We start from the raw sequence: 15,095 nt of genomic DNA, 5'->3' as shown, positions 1-15,095 counted from the left end.
CCGCCCATGCTCAACGCAGTAGGCCAAGCCCAGCACATCCTCCTCCTCGGCGGCACGAGCGAGATCGGCCTCGCCATCGTCGACGAGCTCGCCTCCCGCGGCGGGGACCCCACCGTCACCCTCTGCGCGCGCCGGAGCTCCCCGCGTATCGACGACGCTATCGCCGAAGTCCAGCGCGCCGGCGCCGCCCACGTGCGCCTCATCGACTTCGACGCCCTCGACTTCGCCTCCCACCCGGCCGTCATCGACGCCGCCTTCGCCGACGGGGACGTCGACGTGGCCGTCGTGGCGTTCGGCACCCTCGGCGACCAGGAGCAGCTGTGGCAGGACCAGGCGGCGGCTGTCGCCTCCGCGCAGACGAACTTCACCGCCCCGATGTCCGTGGGCGTGCTCCTGGGCCAGCGCATGAAGCGCCAGGGCCACGGCACGATCATCGCGATGTCTTCGGTGGCGGGCCAGCGCGTGCGCCGCTCCAACTTCGTCTACGGCGCCTCGAAGGCCGGCATCGACGGGTTCTACATGCAGCTCGGCGAGGCGCTCAAGGACGACGGCGTGAAGGTCACCGTCGTGCGCCCCGGCCAGGTGCGCACGAAGATGACCGCCGGGCTGGACGAGGCGCCGCTCACCGTGAACAAGGAGGACGTGGCGAAGGCCGCTGTCGACGCGGCCCTGGCCGGCAAGCCCGCCGTGTTCGTGCACAAGCTGTTCGGCCCGATTTCGCTGGTGCTCAAGTCGATCCCGGCGCCGATCATGAGCAAACTCAACTTCTAGGCCCGCACCAGAGCGGGAACGCGGGGCGGGATAGCGTATGCGACACTGTTACGCATGACAACCGCTTACCACTCCGACGCACTGCCGGCGGGCCAGACCGCGCTGCGCACCGCGGCGGCCGGGCTCGCGGGCGGCGTGCTCGCCCTCGCCGCCTGGTTCGTGCTCCACCGCATCTCGCTGCCGGCGTTCAATACGTCGATGGTCACGAGGGGGCTGGCCACCGCGTCGTCTTTCGTGCTCGTCGGCCTCGCCGCGGTGCTCGCCGTGCTGTGGATGAAGGGCAAGCGGTCCTGGGTCTCCTCCGCCGTCATCTCGCTCGTGCCGGCGGGCGTGGTGGTGGCCTCGATCGGCATCCCGCTCGCGGCGACGAAGCTCTACCTCGACGGCATCCAGGTGGACCAGGGCTTCCGCACCCAGTTCCTCTCCCGCATGACGGAGAACATGGGCCACGAGGACATGGCGTACAAGGGCCTGCCCACGTTCTACCCGATGGGCTGGTTCTGGCTCGGCGGCCGGGCGGCGAACGCGCTGGGCATGCAGGGCTGGGACGTGTACCAGCCGTGGGCGATCGCGACCCTCGCGGCGGGCGCGGCGATGCTCACCCCGGTGTGGCGCCGGCTCACCGGGTCGCTGCCCACGGCCGCCGCGATCGCGACGGTGACCACGGCAGTCGTGCTCACGGACGCGTCGGTGGAGCCGTACGCGGCGGTCGTGGGCATGTTCGTGCCCGCGGCGGCGGTGCTCGCGTACCGGGCGCTCGACGGCTCCTGGGCCGCGGCGGCAGCGGTGGCGGTGTACCTGGGTATTTCCGCGAGCTTCTACACGCTGTTCACGGCCATCGCGGCGCTCACGGTCGTGGTCATCGCCGCGGTGCTCATGTTCACGCGCCGCTCTTGGGCGCCGCTCACCCCGCTGCTCGCCATCGGCGCCGGCTCGATCGCCATCGCGTCGGTGGCGTGGGGGCCGTACCTGTGGCGGGTGGTCACGGGCGACGAGCAGCTCGAGTCCACCGCGCACCACTTCCTGCCCGTGGAGGGCACGACGTTCCCGATGCCGTTCTTCTCGCTCTCCCTCGTGGGCCTGCTCTGCCTCGTGGGGCTGGTGTACCTGGTCGTGCGGATTCGGGAGCCTGAGGTGGGGGCCCTTGGTGCGTCGATAGGCGCCTGCTACTTCTGGGCCCTCGCCTCGATGGCGGCGACGCTGCTGGGCAGCTCGCTGCTGGGCTTCCGCCTCGAGGTGGTCATCGTGGAGCTGTTTGCCACGCTCGGCATCCTCGCGATCGCGGACCAGGCAGTGCGGTTCAACGGCGTCGTGCTCGCGGTGGTGGTCGCGCTCGGCGCGCTGCAGATGGTGCAGCACATCCCGGCGGCGAACCAGGAGTTCATCGACCAGGCGTACGCGGACACGGACGGCAACGGCGAGCGCGCCGACCGCTTCCCGCCGGACGCGGGGCGCTACTACAACGAGATCGCCGCCTACATCGAGGACCACGGCCACAAGGAGAACGACGCGGTGGTCTACACCGACGAGATCAACTTCATGGCCTTCCACCCGTTCTACGGCTTCAACGCGTTCACCAGCCACTATGCCAACCCGCTCGGCGAGTTCGAGCAGCGCAACAGCGAGCTCGAGCAGTGGGCGCAGCTCTCCTACGACGACCCGGGCAAGCTCGCCGAGGCGATCGACAACTCGCAGTGGGAGCCGCCGGCCGCGTTCATCTTCCGCGACAACGGCAAGGACGGGTACAAGACCCACATCGCCCACGACATCTACCCGAGCCAGCCGAACGTGCGCTACCAGGGCCTGTTCTTCAACCCGGACGCGTTCAATGGCCCGGAGTGGGACGTGAAGATCATCGGCCCGTTCGCCGTCGTGGTGAGGAAGTAAGGTTTCCGCTGTGCAACATTCCGCGCAAAAATCCGCGTACCAGACCGTCGCGCTCGTGTCCGGCCTCCTCGCCTTCGTGCTCCTGCTACTCACGCCGTTCCTCCCGGTGCGGCAGACGGAGTCGAGCGTGGCGTGGCCGCAGCAGGACTCGGTGGCCTCCGTCAACGCCCCGCTCATCTCGCTCGCGCCGCAGGAGCTCGACGTGACCGTGCCGGTGAGCAGCGTCAACGACCTGCGCCGGGGCCAGACCATGATCCTGGGCACCCTCCCCGAGGGCTCGTCGCAGGCCACGGACCGCGGCCTCTTTGTCACCTCCCCCGACGGCGGCATCGTGGTCAGCTCGCTCAACGACGTGCTCCTCGAGCTCTCCCCGTCCGAGCTGCAGAAGCTCCCCGACGGCGCGCAGCTGCGCATCACGCTCACGGACGACGACACCGTCGTGGAAATCCCGGGCACCGAGTACAAGGAGACGAGCGAGGACGACTACCGCCCGCAGCTCACCGGCATCTACACCGAGCTTGAGGATAAGCATTCGCTTATCGACGACGGCCTCGCCGCCAACGTCACCATCAACTCCCGCTTCACCTCCCACCCCACCGCGCTGAAGAACATCGCCATGTGGGGCGGGTTCCTCGCCGCGCTGGTGAGCCTGTGGGCGCTGCGCAAGCTCGACGGGCCGAAGCTGCCGCGGCGCAAGACTGGCCTCACCCCGCTCGACGGCGTCGTCGCCGGAGTGCTCGGCTTCTGGCACGTCTTTGGCGCGAACACCTCCGACGACGGTTTCCTGCTCACCATGGCGCGCGTGGCCGCGAACTCGGACTACATGGCCAACTACTACCGCTGGTACGGCGTGCCCGAGGCGCCGTTCGGCTCACCGTTCTACGACCTGCTCGCGCTGCTGTCGCGGGTCACCGCGGCGTCGATGTGGATGCGCCTGCCCGCCCTGCTCGCCGGGCTGGGCACGTGGTGGCTGCTCTCGCGCGAGATCCTGCCGAAGCTCGGCCCCGCGGTGGCGCAGCGCCGCGTCGCGCAGTGGACCGCCGCACTCGTGTTCCTCGCGTTCTGGCTGCCGTACAACAACGGCACGCGCCCCGAGCCGATCATCGCGTTCGGCCTCATGCTCACCTGGGCGCTGTTCGAGCGCGCCATCGCGGAGGACCGCCTCGCGCCGGCCGCGTGGGGCACGCTGGTCGCCGCGTTCACGCTGGCCTGCGGCCCGACGGGCCTGGCCGCGGTGGGTGTGTTCCTCATTGCGCTGCCGTGGGTGTTGCGGACCATTGGGCGTCGCAACGCAAAGCTCGCGAACGCCGCCCCGTTCCTCGGCGCCGGCATGGCGGTGATGGTGCCGGTGTTCCACGACCAGACGCTCGCCGCCGTGCTCGAGGCGACCGCGGTGCGCGCCGAGGTCGGCCCGGCCCTGCACTGGTACGAAGAGTGGAGCCGCTACTCCGTCCTCTTCGAGCAGACCGTGGACGGCTCGCTCGCGCGCCGCTTCCCGATGTTCGTGCTCGCCCTGTGCGTCGGCCTCATCCTCTGGTGGTTCGCGCGCGGCGAGGAGAAGACGCCGACGGCGACGCGGATGATGCTCATCATCGGCCTGTCCACCTTCTTCCTCATGTTCACCCCGACGAAGTGGACGCACCACTTCGGCATCTACGCCGGCATCGGCGGCGCGATCGCGGCGTACGGCGCGGTGGTACTCTCCCGGCTCGCGCTCAAGTCGAACCGCAACCGCACCTTCGCGTTCGCCGCGGTGCTCTTCCTCCTCGCGCTCACGTTCGCGGGCTGGAACGGCTGGTGGTACGTCTCCTCCTACGCCGTGCCGTGGTGGGACCGCGTCCCGCAGATCAAGGGCATCGAGGCAAACATGGTCATCCTGGTCATCGCCCTCGTCGTGTTCGCGGTGGGCGTGGTGCAGTCCATGCGGGGGCCCAAGCGTATCGACGCCGGACGGTGGGCCGGCGTCATGTCCGCCCCCATCGCCGTGGCCGCCGCGCTCGTCCTGGCGCTGTCGTGCCTCACCTTTGTGAAGTCCTTCGTGCAGCAGGCCCCCGCGTACTCGGTGGGCATGGGCAACGTGAACACGTTCAAGGGCGACGTGTGCGCGCAGGGCAAGGACGTGCTGCTGGAGTCGGACACCAACGAGTCCTTCCTCACCCCCGTCGGCGGCGTGCCGCTGGGCAAGTCCCTCGACGCGGGCACGAACGAGGGCTTCACGCCGGACGGGGTGCCGGCCTACATCGCCTCCGAGAACTCGAGCACCACCGACGCGTCGAACCAGCAGGTGCAGGACGACGGCACGTCCTCGCAGGACCCGGCCTCCGACGAGGCGCAGTCCACCTCGCGCGTGAACACGCAGGGCAACCGCCCGAAGTCGATGCGCGGCGTGAACGGCTCCACCGTCCGCCTGCCGTTCAACCTGGACTACAACCGCGTGCCGGTGGTGGGCACGTTCGAGGACGAGCCCTCCCAGTCCGCGAAGCTGGAGACCACGTGGTTCGAGCTCCCGGAGAAGTCCGACGACGCCCCGCTGCTCGTCGCGTCCGTCGCCGGGCGCATCAAGCACCACGACATCAACGGCGTGGAGCAGGAGGGTACGGACCTGGAGCTGCAGTACGGGAAGGTGTCCGGAGGTAGCGTCGAAAAGCTGGGCGCCGTGGAGATGCTCGACCAGGGCCCGACCCCGACCTGGCGCAACCTGCGCTACCCCATCGCCGACCTGCCGGACGAGGCGGACGCGGTGCGCATCGTGGCCAAGGACACGTCGCTGGCGGAGGAGGACTGGCTCGCCGTCACCCCGCTGCGCAACCCGACGCTCGAGCCGCTCAACGAGCGCTTCGGCTCCGACGTCCCGGGCCTGCTCGACTGGACCGTCGCGTTCCAGTACCCGTGCCAGCGGCCGTTCTACCACCACGCCGGCGTGGACGAGATCCCGCAGTTCCGCATCATGCCGGATGCCCCGGGCAAGGCGCAGCTCTCCGGGTTCATGGACTTCCTCGGCGGCGGCGCGCTCGCCCCGGCGGAGGCCGTGAACACCTCCTACGAGATCCCGGGCTATCTTAAGGACGACTGGCAGCGCGACTGGGGCTCCATCGCCCAGTACGTGCCGCGCACGAATTCCGCGGGCGAGACCCCGGCGCTCGCGCAGGTGAACACGGAAGAAACGACCAGGTGGGGCCTGTACACGCCTGGCCCGATGAAGGTGAGGGAACCATAATGCTCAGACGACTCGCGGCCGTGTGCGCCGCCGCACTCGCGCTCGTGGCCGCGGCGCCCGCCGCCACCGCGCAGCCGGTGAAGACGGTGCCGCACCAGGGCTGCGCGGAGCACTACCTCGTCGCCGTCCCCGGCGGCGCGAACACGGCGGAGGGCATCCCGGACTGGATGCCGCACGGCGGCAACGTGTTCATGACCGGTATCCTCACCCGGCTCGGCACGGACGGGCACATCCAGCCGCTGTGGGTGGCCTACCCTTCCACCCCGTTCGCCACCACCGAGTACCAGAGGTCCTCGGCGGGCGGCTACCAGCGGGTGCGCCGCACCGTGGTGAAGCTGGCCAACCAGTGCCCGGCGGCGCGGTTTAGCTTCACCGGCTACTCCCTCGGCGCGGACATCGCCGCGCGCATGACCAGCGACATCGCCAACGGGCGCGGGCCGATCCCGCCGGAGAAGGTCTCTGGCGTCGCCCTCTTTGCCAACCCGTACCAGGGCGGCAACGGCGCGGTGCTCTCCGCGGGCACGTCGCCGGACTCGCGCGGGGCGCTCGGCTCCCTGCCCGGCGGCTACGGCGTGCTTGGCAACCGGGTGCTGGAGATCTGCAACCCCGAGGACATCGTCTGCTCCACGAAGGACTCGATGCGCGGCCTGGTCTCCCCGGCGCTGCGCACGAACGTTGTGGCCGGGCGCGTCCCGCTCAACGAGTTCGCCTCCGTGTTCCGCACCCTCGGCCTCGCGTCGTACGGCGTGCTGCACGACATGGGCGCGCACGGCGACTACTCGCTCGCGCAGCAGCAGGAGGCGACGAACTGGATCATCGAGCGCTCCGAGGCGCCGGTCCAGATTCCGGTAGAGTTGGGGCATGAATGACCTTTTTGCACTGGTAAACGGTGAGTGGGCCGCCACCCACGAGATCCCGGCCGACCGCGGCATCGACGGCGCGTTCTACGTGCTGCGCGACAAGTCCGAGGAGGACGTGCGCGCCATCCTCGAGGCGGGCGCGGGCCTCGGTGGGGACATCTACCAGTCCTTCATGGACGTCGACGCGGTGAACACCGCGGGCATGGAGGCGCTCGCCCCCGACCTGGAGAAGATCGAGGTCGCCACCGTCGAGGAGTTCGCGAAGGCCCTCGCCGAGCTCGACCGCGCCGGCATCGGCGGGCCGCTCGCGTTCTGGGTGGAGAAGGACTCCCAGGGCGAGGACTCGGTGGCCTACCTCGTGCAGTCCGGCCTCGGCCTGCCGGACGAGGCGTACTACCGCGAGGAAGAGCACAAGGAGACGCTGGAGAAGTACCGCGCCCACGTGGCCACGATGCTCGGCTTCCTCGAGCCGAAGTACCTCCAGGGCCTCACCCCGGAGATCGCGGCGGAGCGCATCGTCAACCTCGAGACCCACCTCGCCGCGAGCCACTGGGACGTGGTCAAGGCCCGCGACGCCGTGGCCACCTACAACCCCACCGAGCTCGCCGACCTGCCGCCGCTCGTGCAGTTGCTTCTCGACGGCCTCCCGGACGGCAAGGTCGTCGACATGATGCCGTCCTACACCGCCGACCTCGACGGCATGCTGCGCCGGGAGACGCTCGCGGACTGGCAGCTCTGGGCCGCGTGGACCATCCTCCGCTCCCGCGCGGGCGTGCTGCCGGAAGAGGTTGGCAAGGCGAACTTCGAGTTCTACGGCAAGCACCTCTCCGGCGCGACGGAGCAGCGCGACCGGTGGAAGCGCGGCGTCGGGCTCGCGGAGTCCCTGGTGGGCGAGGATATTGGGCGAAGCTACGTCGAGAAGCACTTCCCGCCCTCGTCGAAGGACACGATGCTCGAGCTCGTGCAGTACCTCATCCGCGCGTACCGGGAGCGCATCAGCAAGCTTGCGTGGATGAGCGAGCCGACGAAGGACAAGGCGCAGGAGAAGCTCGCGCAGTTCACCTCCAAGATCGGCTACCCGGACCGCTGGCGCAGCTACCAGGGCCTCGAATTCGGCCCGAACCTGCTGGAAAACGTGCGCCGCGGCGCGCGCTACGAGCACGACTACCAGCTGAGCAAGATCGGCAAACCCGCGGACCGCGGCGAGTGGGTGACCAGCCCGCAGACGGTGAACGCCTTCTACAACCCCGTGGTCAACGACATCACGTTCCCGGCCGCGATCCTGCAGCCGCCGTTCTTCGACCCGGAGGCCGACGCGGCGGAGAACTTCGGGGCGATCGGCGCCGTCATCGGCCACGAGATCGGCCACGGCTTCGACGACCAGGGCTCGCGCTACGACGGCCTGGGCAACCTCAACTCGTGGTGGACCGACGAGGACCGCGCAAACTTCGAGGCGCTCACCGGCAAGCTCGTCGAGCAGTTCGACGGGCTCGTGCCCGCCGTGCTCGAGGGCACCGGGTCGAAGGGGGTCAACGGCGCGTTCACCCTCGGCGAGAGCATCGGCGACCTGGGCGGCCTGGGCATCGCTGTGGTGGCGTACCAGATGTACCTCGAGGACAAGGGCATCGCCGACGTCGAGCCGCAGGCGTTCGGCGACCTCGAGGGCGAGTACACCGGCTTCCAGCGCCTCTTCCTCGCGTGGGCGCGCGTGTGGCGCTCGAAGGCGCGCCCGGAGATGGCCGCCCAGCTGCTGGCCATCGACCCGCACGCGCCGAACGAGTTCCGCTGCAACGTCATCGCCTCGAACGTCGACGAGTTCTACGATGCCTTCGACGTGCCGGAGGGCTCCGCGATGTGGATCGCGCCGGAGGACCGGGTGACAATTTGGTAGCCGAGCACATCAACGAGCAGGGCGACCCCGACTTCAACGTCGGGGGCGTCAAGCGCGACATGCCGCCCGAGCTGCAGTTGGAACAGCTCGCCTCCTACATCCACGCGACGTACGAGGACGGGCCGAACTACCTCGCCCTGCTGCCGGACCGGATCACGCACGCCGCGATGCTCATGCTCGGCAGCGCCGTCGACCACGCTATGCCCGCGACGAAGTGGGCCGGCGGGGTCGAGGTGCGGCCGCACGAGCTCGGCGCGGTGTTCGCGCCGAGCGAGCCGACCGGGGCGTGGGCAGTATCGGTGTGGGACGGGCCGGCGAACGCGAAGGAGATGCTCTGGCGCCCCGACGTCGCGGCCGCCGCGGAGCTCTCCGGCACGACGATCCTCGACGTGGACGACCCCGCGGACGCGCAGCGCGCCGTCGACGCCGTGGGCGCGGGCGTGGTGTGGGCGCTCGGCGACGTCGCGCTCCCGGACGCCGCGTGCTACATCGTCACGTTCCCGTCGGCGCAGCCGGAGCGGCCCGGCCTCGTGCAGGTGCGCGCCGGGTCGGGCCTGGCGGGCACGGAGTACCACGCGGACGGGCTCATCTCCACGCCCGCGGAGATCCGCCGCCGGGTGGAGGAGGCGGCTACATTCCTACGATCGGCGCCATCAGCGTCGGCGGAATGAACTGCAGCCACTGCATGGGCAGGTCCAGGCGGCCACCGCGGCGGCGCGCTTCATCGCTTCGCCTGCTTCGGCGTGTCTTCGACCAGCTCGACGCCCGCCTTGGCGTCGATAGTGTTCTCGTACGCCGTGCCGTACGTCAGCGCCGCGACCGCCCAGGTCTCCTTGCCGGTCTCGCCGTAGGAGACGCTGCCGGTCGCGCTCGCGCGGTCGTCGGCCCACCCCATCTTCGAGCCCTTCGCCCCGTCGAGCCGGGCGGTGCCGAAGCCCTGGATGAACCCGTCGTTGGCCACCGCCGCCTGCCGCTCCATGCCCCTGAGCAGCGGTTTGGCCACCGGGTCCCAGAGGATGGCGCAGATGAAGGTGGCCAGGTCCCGCGCCGAGGTCTCCGTGTTGCCCCAGGAGGAGCCGCGCGTGGTGTTTTTCAGTTCGAAGTCCTTGACAATCTCGTCGATCGCCTCCGGGTGCGCGGCGTCGAGTTCGCCGGCGACCGCGTCGTCGGAGTTCGCGATCATGCCCTGCACTTTGCGCTGCTCCTCGCTCGTGCCGTGGTAGAGCACCCAGTACCCGAGGTAGAGCTTCGCCAGCGAGAGCGCCGGGCGCGGCTCCTCGGCGTCCGCGGACATGGAGATCCGCCCGTCCGGGTGCACCACCGCGAGCGCCGTGCGCTCCCGCAGGTACGTCGGGGCCACGTGGACCGCCTGCGCGTTCGGCGCGAGCAGCACGCTTATCGACGCCGCCAGCGCCACCGCCCGCGTCCCCACAGCCCTCACAGCTCCGAGTCCGCTTCGTCGATCTCCTCGAACACCGGCTCGTCCACCTCCGAGAGGAAGAACTGCGCCCCGTTCGGGTCGTGCACGCCGGCCGTGCCGTTCTCGGGCCCGAACTCGACGCCGCCGCCGAGCTGCTCGAGCTGCCTGCACGCGGCCTCGAGGTCGCGGACGCCGAAGTAGCTGAACCACTGCGCCGTCTCCCCGACGAACATGCCCAAAAACGGCGCGCCGTCCTCGAACGCGAGGAAGTAGCCGTCGTCCTCGCGGATCTCCCAGTCGAAGAGTTCGCCGTAGAAGTCGATCGCCTCCATGCCCGGGGCGACGTATTCGTACCACACCGGCACGCCCGGCTCGCCGGCGGCGACGAAGCGCTCGTCGGAGTCCTTGAGCCCGAACAGCCCGCCCGCCGGGTCTTGGCACAGCGTGATCGTCTCGTCGGCGCTGAGCACCTTGCCGCCGAGCCGCTCCACGTCGTCGGGGGTGCCGAGGAACGACGTCACCCACATGTCCATCTGCGCGTTCACCAGCCCGGCGACCGGCAGCCCCTCCTTGCGCGCGGTGCCGTCCACGATCTCCCACCCGAGCAGCTCGGAGTAGAAGTGCGTGGACTTGAGCAGGCTGGTGGTCACCAGGTCCTGCCAGAACGGCATGCCTTCCTTGCCCTCGAACGCCGGCATTACATGTTCCTCCACTTCTCGGGGTCGAAGTCGTCGTCGGCGGTGCGCTCGTCGAAGTAGTCGTCATCGTCGTCGCCGGTGATCACGGTCGCGGAGTCCTCGCCGAGGGAGACGGTATCGCCGTCGATAAGCGAATGTCCCCGCGAGGTGACCACCTCGTTGTTCACCGCGACCTCGCCGGACGCGATGGCCTCCTTCGCGTGGCCGCCGGACTCGACGAGGTTGGCCAGTTTGAGAAACTGGCCGAGTTTGATCGTCTCGCCCGAAATGGGCACGTCGATATGCATGCGGGACAGTGTAATGCCGCTAGCGCTCTGCCTGGTCCACCGGCATGATGCTCATCGTGTCCACGTTCACGTGCGCGGGCAGGCTGGCCACCCACCGCACGGCCTCCGCGATGTCCTCCGGGCCCAGGTTGCACTTGCCCTCGTAGACCTCGTTCGCGCGCTCCGCGTCGCCGTTGAACCGGTTGAGCGAGAAGTCCGTCTTCACCCGCCGGAACGCGCGCGTGGCGCCGCGCAGCCCGTACTTCGCCGCGTTGTAGCCGGAGCCGCCCTTGTACGCGTCCGTGCCGGCGACCGACCCGATGTTGACCACCAGCCCCTTCGACGCCTTGAGCTGCGGGTACAGCGTGCGGGTGACACGCATCGTGCCCATCACGTTCGCCTCGAACATCCACTCCCAGTCGCCGTCGTCGGCGTCGCGCAGGTAGTCGAGCTCCTTCGCCCCGCCCCCGATCTCCTCGGCGATGCGCTCGCACCGCTCCAGGCGCCGGGCCGCCACGACGACCTGCCAGCCGTCCTTCGCCAGCGCCCTGCACGTCGCCTCGCCGATGCCCGCCGAGCCCCCGGTGACCACTGCTACCTTCTGTTCGCTCATGCGCCGAAGTGTAGGCCCTCCCAGAGCATCCACACGGCTAACGCGATGAAGATGGCGCCCGTTGCGACGTCGATAAGCCTGCCGTACCGCTCGATCGTGCCCGCCATCGCGCGGACGCCGAGCGCGACGCCGACGAACCACGCCACGCCGGTGGCGACGAGCAGCGGCGCCGCGGCCCAGCCCACGTCCGCGAACTGGGCGAAGATCGCGCCGAAGAAGAGCACCGCCTTCGGGTTGGAGAGGTTCGTGGCCAGCCCGGTGAGGAACGGCCTGCGCACGTGCTGCGCCTCCGGCAGCGACGGGTCCTTCGCGCGCATCGCGCCGACGCCCATCCACAGCAGGTAGGCCCCGCCGACGATCTGCAGCACCGAGAGGACCTGCGGGAACGCCTCGATGATCGCGCTCAGCCCGGCGAGCGAGGCGACGATCCAGATGGTGTTGCCCGCCATGATGCCGAGCGCGCACAGGACCCCCGCGCGGCGGTCCTTCGCGCCGACGCGGACGATCTGGAACAGGTCCGGGCCCGGGCTCGCGATCGCGGCGAGCCACACGCCGAGCAGCGCGATCATGTCTCCTCCATCTGCCGCATCGTGATGTTCAGCCGGCCGTCGAGCAGCGTCGACGTGCCCCGCTTGGCGCCCAGCACGGCGTGCCTCGCACGGCGGGCGGGGCCGCCGAAGACCACGGCGTCGCCGGACATGAGGAGGATATCGCGGCCCCCGATGCGGAACACCGCGTCCTGCCCGAACGAGAGGCTCACCACCGCGTTGTCGGACTCTTCCTCCGCGTCCACGTGCGCGCCCATCCCCTTGCCCGGCGGGTAGAAGTTCACCAGCGCCGTCTCGATCCGCGGCGTCGGGCCCACGAGCGGGTCGATCGCGCGGGCGCCTCTGAGGGCTGCGTCCGCGAGCGCCTGGAAGTTGTCGGGGATCGGCGGGACCTGCGGGTGCCTGACCATGCGGTACGGGTTCGTCGCCCAGAACCAGCCGAGGGAGAGCATCCAGGCGTCCATTTGGCCGTTGCCGACCTGTGGGCGTCGCATAGCAACCGGCGTCCCGGCCACACTGCGCGCGAGCTGGCGGGCCTGGTCGACGAGCGACGCTTGCTCGTCGGGGGCGAGGAACGCGGGCAAGTGCACGACGCCCGGCAGCGGGTTGGCGGGGCGGCGGGGGATGGCGTCGAACAGCACGCGCTCAGCGTAGCGTGTCGGCAGCGTTTTGTATGGTGTGTTCAGCCGGGTATGTAGGTAATCGCACAGATGTTGGGCGATTAGCTTATTTTTCCCGCGTATAGGGTTGCGCACCGTTCGTATGTTCGTTATAACGGAACGCAACAACAAAAAGGGGGCGGCAATGACAACGGCAACCACGGCACCAAAAACGTTCCGTAACCAGCGAGAACACGACCCAGATAGCGAAGCAGCACAACTCATCCGCGACACCTACTGGGCAATGTTCGGGCACTACTCCTACCCAGGGTTCGACATCGAAGACTTCGACGTCGCGGTCACAAAACTGCAAGCCGCCACCGGGTGGTCAAAAACCCTCGTCAAACACGCCATCCTCGGACACGCCGCACTACAGGAACTCCCGAACCTGCGGGCACTCCAACGCGACACCCGCGTCATGGACATCGCCCACCTCACCGCGGTCTACACCACACTCGAAGAACTCGGACCCGACGCGGACGACGAGTTCTACGCAGTCATCGACGACATCCTCGTCGACACCTTCACCCCGAAACGCCACAACCAACTCCTCCCCCAACGCAAAACAGTCACCGACCGGATCCGCGCCGCCATCAAACGCCTCGACCCCACCCGCGCCTACGACAAACGCAAACGCACCAAGCGGGAACAAAACACCGACGACACCCTCCGCTTCGACACCTACAGCATCGACGGCACCCAGCGCTGCCGCATCGAACTGCTCACCAACGCCACGACCAGCAAACGCATCCACGTCCACGTCACCGCCATCGCACGCGAACACGGCATCAGCACGGTAGAAGCCGCCGAACAACTTCTCTCCGGCGAACTCGCAGGCGCGCAAGCACGACCCGTCATCAACGTCTACAGTCCAAAAGGCCGCGCGGAGGGCGACCCGGTGTACATCCCCGGCAGCGGGTGGACCGACCCGGAGGCGACCGCCGCCTTCGACGATTGGCTGGCCGAGTCGGAGCCCGTCGAGCGCAACCTCGACGCCGCCGCCGAGCAGGTGCTCCGGGGCTACGCCCCGAGCGAGGCGATGCGCCAGGCGGTGGGCGCCCGAAACAGGACGTGCGTCTACCCGGGCTGCAACCGCCCCGCGGAACAGTGCCAGCTCGACCACCGCATCCCCTACGAAGAAGGCGGCGAAACCGCGGTGGGCAACCTGTTCCCCCTCTGCCAACACCACCACAACATGAAGACAGACCGCCGGGCCTTCTACATCCCCGACCCCACCACCGGCGACATCATCTGGCTCTTCGCCGACGGCACCTTCGAGATCGAATCGCCCGACAGCCTCCTGCACAGCCAGTTCACGCCGACGACACCCCGGTGGCGCTCCAGCCTGGCCAACGTACGCAAAAACCGGGCCCGCCTGGCGGAGTTCTACGCCAAAGGCCACACCATCCTCGACCAATTCGACACAGACCTCGACCTCACACGCGCCACCACAGCAATCCAACACCTCGAAGAGGAATACGACATGCGCTTCCCCTTCACCCCACACATGCCCTACCAAGAACCACTACCCGAAGAACCCTACGAACCACCCATCCCCGACCCCGAATACACCTACCCCGCCGAAGAACTACACCACATAGACCTCACCCAATACCTCCTCAACTACGACTTCGCACTCCAACACGGATGCGTCTACTTCCCATACGGCTTCATCGAAATCCCCGGCGAAACCACCGCCTAGCGCAGGTAGAACGTGTCCACGACCTCGTACTTCGGCCCGCCGCTGCGGCCCTTGCCCAGGTGGGACTCGAGCAGCAACACCTCGTCGGCGGCGAACTCCGGCCCGGTGTAGATGGCGAGGGCGTGCGCGTGGTCGTCGAGAAGCCAATGGTCCCTCGTCCTCGTCCCAGTGCGCGCGACGGAGAGGTGGGCGCGCTGGCGGCGCCGCGTGTCCGGGTCGAGCTGGCAGTCGGCCATGAGGTCCTTCAGGGGCGCCTTGTCCCCGCCGACGCCGATCCAGAGGGTGCGCCGATCAAAACACCCGGCCCCCCGCAGGTGTAAGCGGAGGGGCCGGGTGAAAGCGGTGGCCTGGGCGAGATGGTCGGTGACCGCGGCGGCGTCGTTAGGCTGGGCCCCGTAGAACGCGACCGTGATGTGCCAGTTGTCCGGGTCTGTCCACCGCACCTCGGTGCCGGAGAAGTCGCGGATGGGGCGCAGGGCGGTGATGAGGTGTTCGCGCACATCGGCCGGTGGGACGATCGCTGCGAAGAGGCGTCTCATGGCCCACACGCTACCCTGGATTGC

Annotated in this window: 14 protein-coding genes; 7 read left to right on the top strand and 7 right to left on the bottom strand. The window is 69.0% G+C overall.

What is annotated here, in order from left to right; all coding sequences use genetic code 11:
• Positions 1-6 precede the first annotated feature (6 nt).
• Genes CJEDD_RS00455 through CJEDD_RS00430 form a run of 6 tightly spaced genes read left to right on the top strand, consistent with a single transcriptional unit; the run spans position 7 to position 9,297 of the window.
• Positions 7-771, top strand: a complete 765-nt coding sequence (locus tag CJEDD_RS00455) for a decaprenylphospho-beta-D-erythro-pentofuranosid-2-ulose 2-reductase (RefSeq protein ID WP_042406721.1) — start codon at positions 7-9, stop codon at positions 769-771.
• Between the two features lie 54 nt (positions 772-825).
• The gene (locus tag CJEDD_RS00450; RefSeq protein WP_042406719.1) at positions 826-2,658 is read left to right on the top strand and encodes an arabinofuranosyltransferase; all 1,833 of its coding nucleotides are present in this window, start codon (positions 826-828) and stop codon (positions 2,656-2,658) included.
• Positions 2,659-2,668: 10 nt separating this feature from the next.
• Positions 2,669-5,875, top strand: coding sequence for an arabinosyltransferase domain-containing protein (locus CJEDD_RS00445; protein WP_042406715.1), 3,207 nt, complete (start codon positions 2,669-2,671; stop codon positions 5,873-5,875).
• Positions 5,875-6,744: a cutinase family protein gene (locus tag CJEDD_RS00440; RefSeq protein ID WP_052333769.1), complete on the top strand. Its 870-nt coding sequence runs from the start codon at positions 5,875-5,877 to the stop codon at positions 6,742-6,744. Before CJEDD_RS00445 ends, CJEDD_RS00440 begins: the two co-directional genes overlap by 1 nt.
• The gene (locus tag CJEDD_RS00435; protein ID WP_042406712.1) at positions 6,737-8,626 is read left to right on the top strand and encodes a M13 family metallopeptidase; all 1,890 of its coding nucleotides are present in this window, start codon (positions 6,737-6,739) and stop codon (positions 8,624-8,626) included. Before CJEDD_RS00440 ends, CJEDD_RS00435 begins: the two co-directional genes overlap by 8 nt.
• Positions 8,620-9,297 carry a hypothetical protein gene (locus tag CJEDD_RS00430; RefSeq protein WP_052333768.1) on the top strand — a complete coding sequence of 226 codons (678 nt, stop codon included), beginning with the start codon at positions 8,620-8,622 and terminating at the stop codon, positions 9,295-9,297. Before CJEDD_RS00435 ends, CJEDD_RS00430 begins: the two co-directional genes overlap by 7 nt.
• A gap of 50 nt (positions 9,298-9,347) precedes the next feature.
• Here CJEDD_RS00430 and CJEDD_RS00425 read toward each other — a convergent pair whose 3' ends face one another.
• The 6 genes from CJEDD_RS00425 to CJEDD_RS00400 are packed head-to-tail and all read right to left on the bottom strand — an operon-like array spanning position 9,348 to position 12,812.
• Positions 9,348-10,067: a hypothetical protein gene (locus tag CJEDD_RS00425; protein WP_157034453.1), complete on the bottom strand. Its 720-nt coding sequence runs from the start codon at positions 10,065-10,067 to the stop codon at positions 9,348-9,350.
• Positions 10,064-10,744 carry a VOC family protein gene (locus CJEDD_RS00420; protein ID WP_042406707.1) on the bottom strand — a complete coding sequence of 227 codons (681 nt, stop codon included), beginning with the start codon at positions 10,742-10,744 and terminating at the stop codon, positions 10,064-10,066. The genes CJEDD_RS00425 and CJEDD_RS00420 overlap by 4 nt, the downstream gene beginning before the upstream one ends.
• On the bottom strand, positions 10,744-11,031 hold the full coding sequence (locus tag CJEDD_RS00415; RefSeq protein WP_042406705.1) for an RNA-binding S4 domain-containing protein: 288 nt from the start codon (positions 11,029-11,031) through the stop codon (positions 10,744-10,746). Before CJEDD_RS00415 ends, CJEDD_RS00420 begins: the two co-directional genes overlap by 1 nt.
• A gap of 19 nt (positions 11,032-11,050) precedes the next feature.
• Complete coding sequence (locus CJEDD_RS00410) at positions 11,051-11,623, bottom strand: SDR family oxidoreductase (RefSeq protein WP_042406701.1); 573 nt, start codon at positions 11,621-11,623, stop codon at positions 11,051-11,053.
• On the bottom strand, positions 11,620-12,192 hold the full coding sequence (locus CJEDD_RS00405; protein ID WP_042406699.1) for a LysE family translocator: 573 nt from the start codon (positions 12,190-12,192) through the stop codon (positions 11,620-11,622). Before CJEDD_RS00405 ends, CJEDD_RS00410 begins: the two co-directional genes overlap by 4 nt.
• Positions 12,189-12,812, bottom strand: a complete 624-nt coding sequence (locus tag CJEDD_RS00400; RefSeq protein ID WP_042406697.1) for an alpha-ketoglutarate-dependent dioxygenase AlkB — start codon at positions 12,810-12,812, stop codon at positions 12,189-12,191. Before CJEDD_RS00400 ends, CJEDD_RS00405 begins: the two co-directional genes overlap by 4 nt.
• A gap of 163 nt (positions 12,813-12,975) precedes the next feature.
• Here CJEDD_RS00400 and CJEDD_RS00395 point away from each other — a divergent pair, with 163 nt between their 5' ends.
• Positions 12,976-14,532 (top strand): HNH endonuclease signature motif containing protein, encoded by a 1,557-nt coding sequence (locus CJEDD_RS00395; RefSeq protein WP_273657558.1) that lies wholly within the window; start codon positions 12,976-12,978, stop codon positions 14,530-14,532.
• Here the strand turns inward: CJEDD_RS00395 and thpR are convergent.
• Complete coding sequence (gene thpR / locus CJEDD_RS00390) at positions 14,529-15,071, bottom strand: RNA 2',3'-cyclic phosphodiesterase (protein WP_273657557.1); 543 nt, start codon at positions 15,069-15,071, stop codon at positions 14,529-14,531. The two genes, CJEDD_RS00395 and thpR, sit on opposite strands and share 4 nt — an antisense overlap.
• Positions 15,072-15,095 lie beyond the last annotated feature (24 nt).

The organism is Corynebacterium jeddahense, from assembly GCF_028609865.1.
GTDB classification, from domain to species: domain Bacteria; phylum Actinomycetota; class Actinomycetes; order Mycobacteriales; family Mycobacteriaceae; genus Corynebacterium; species Corynebacterium jeddahense.
Note: the sequence above shows the minus strand (reverse complement) of the source record. Positions and strands in the feature narration are given on the sequence as shown.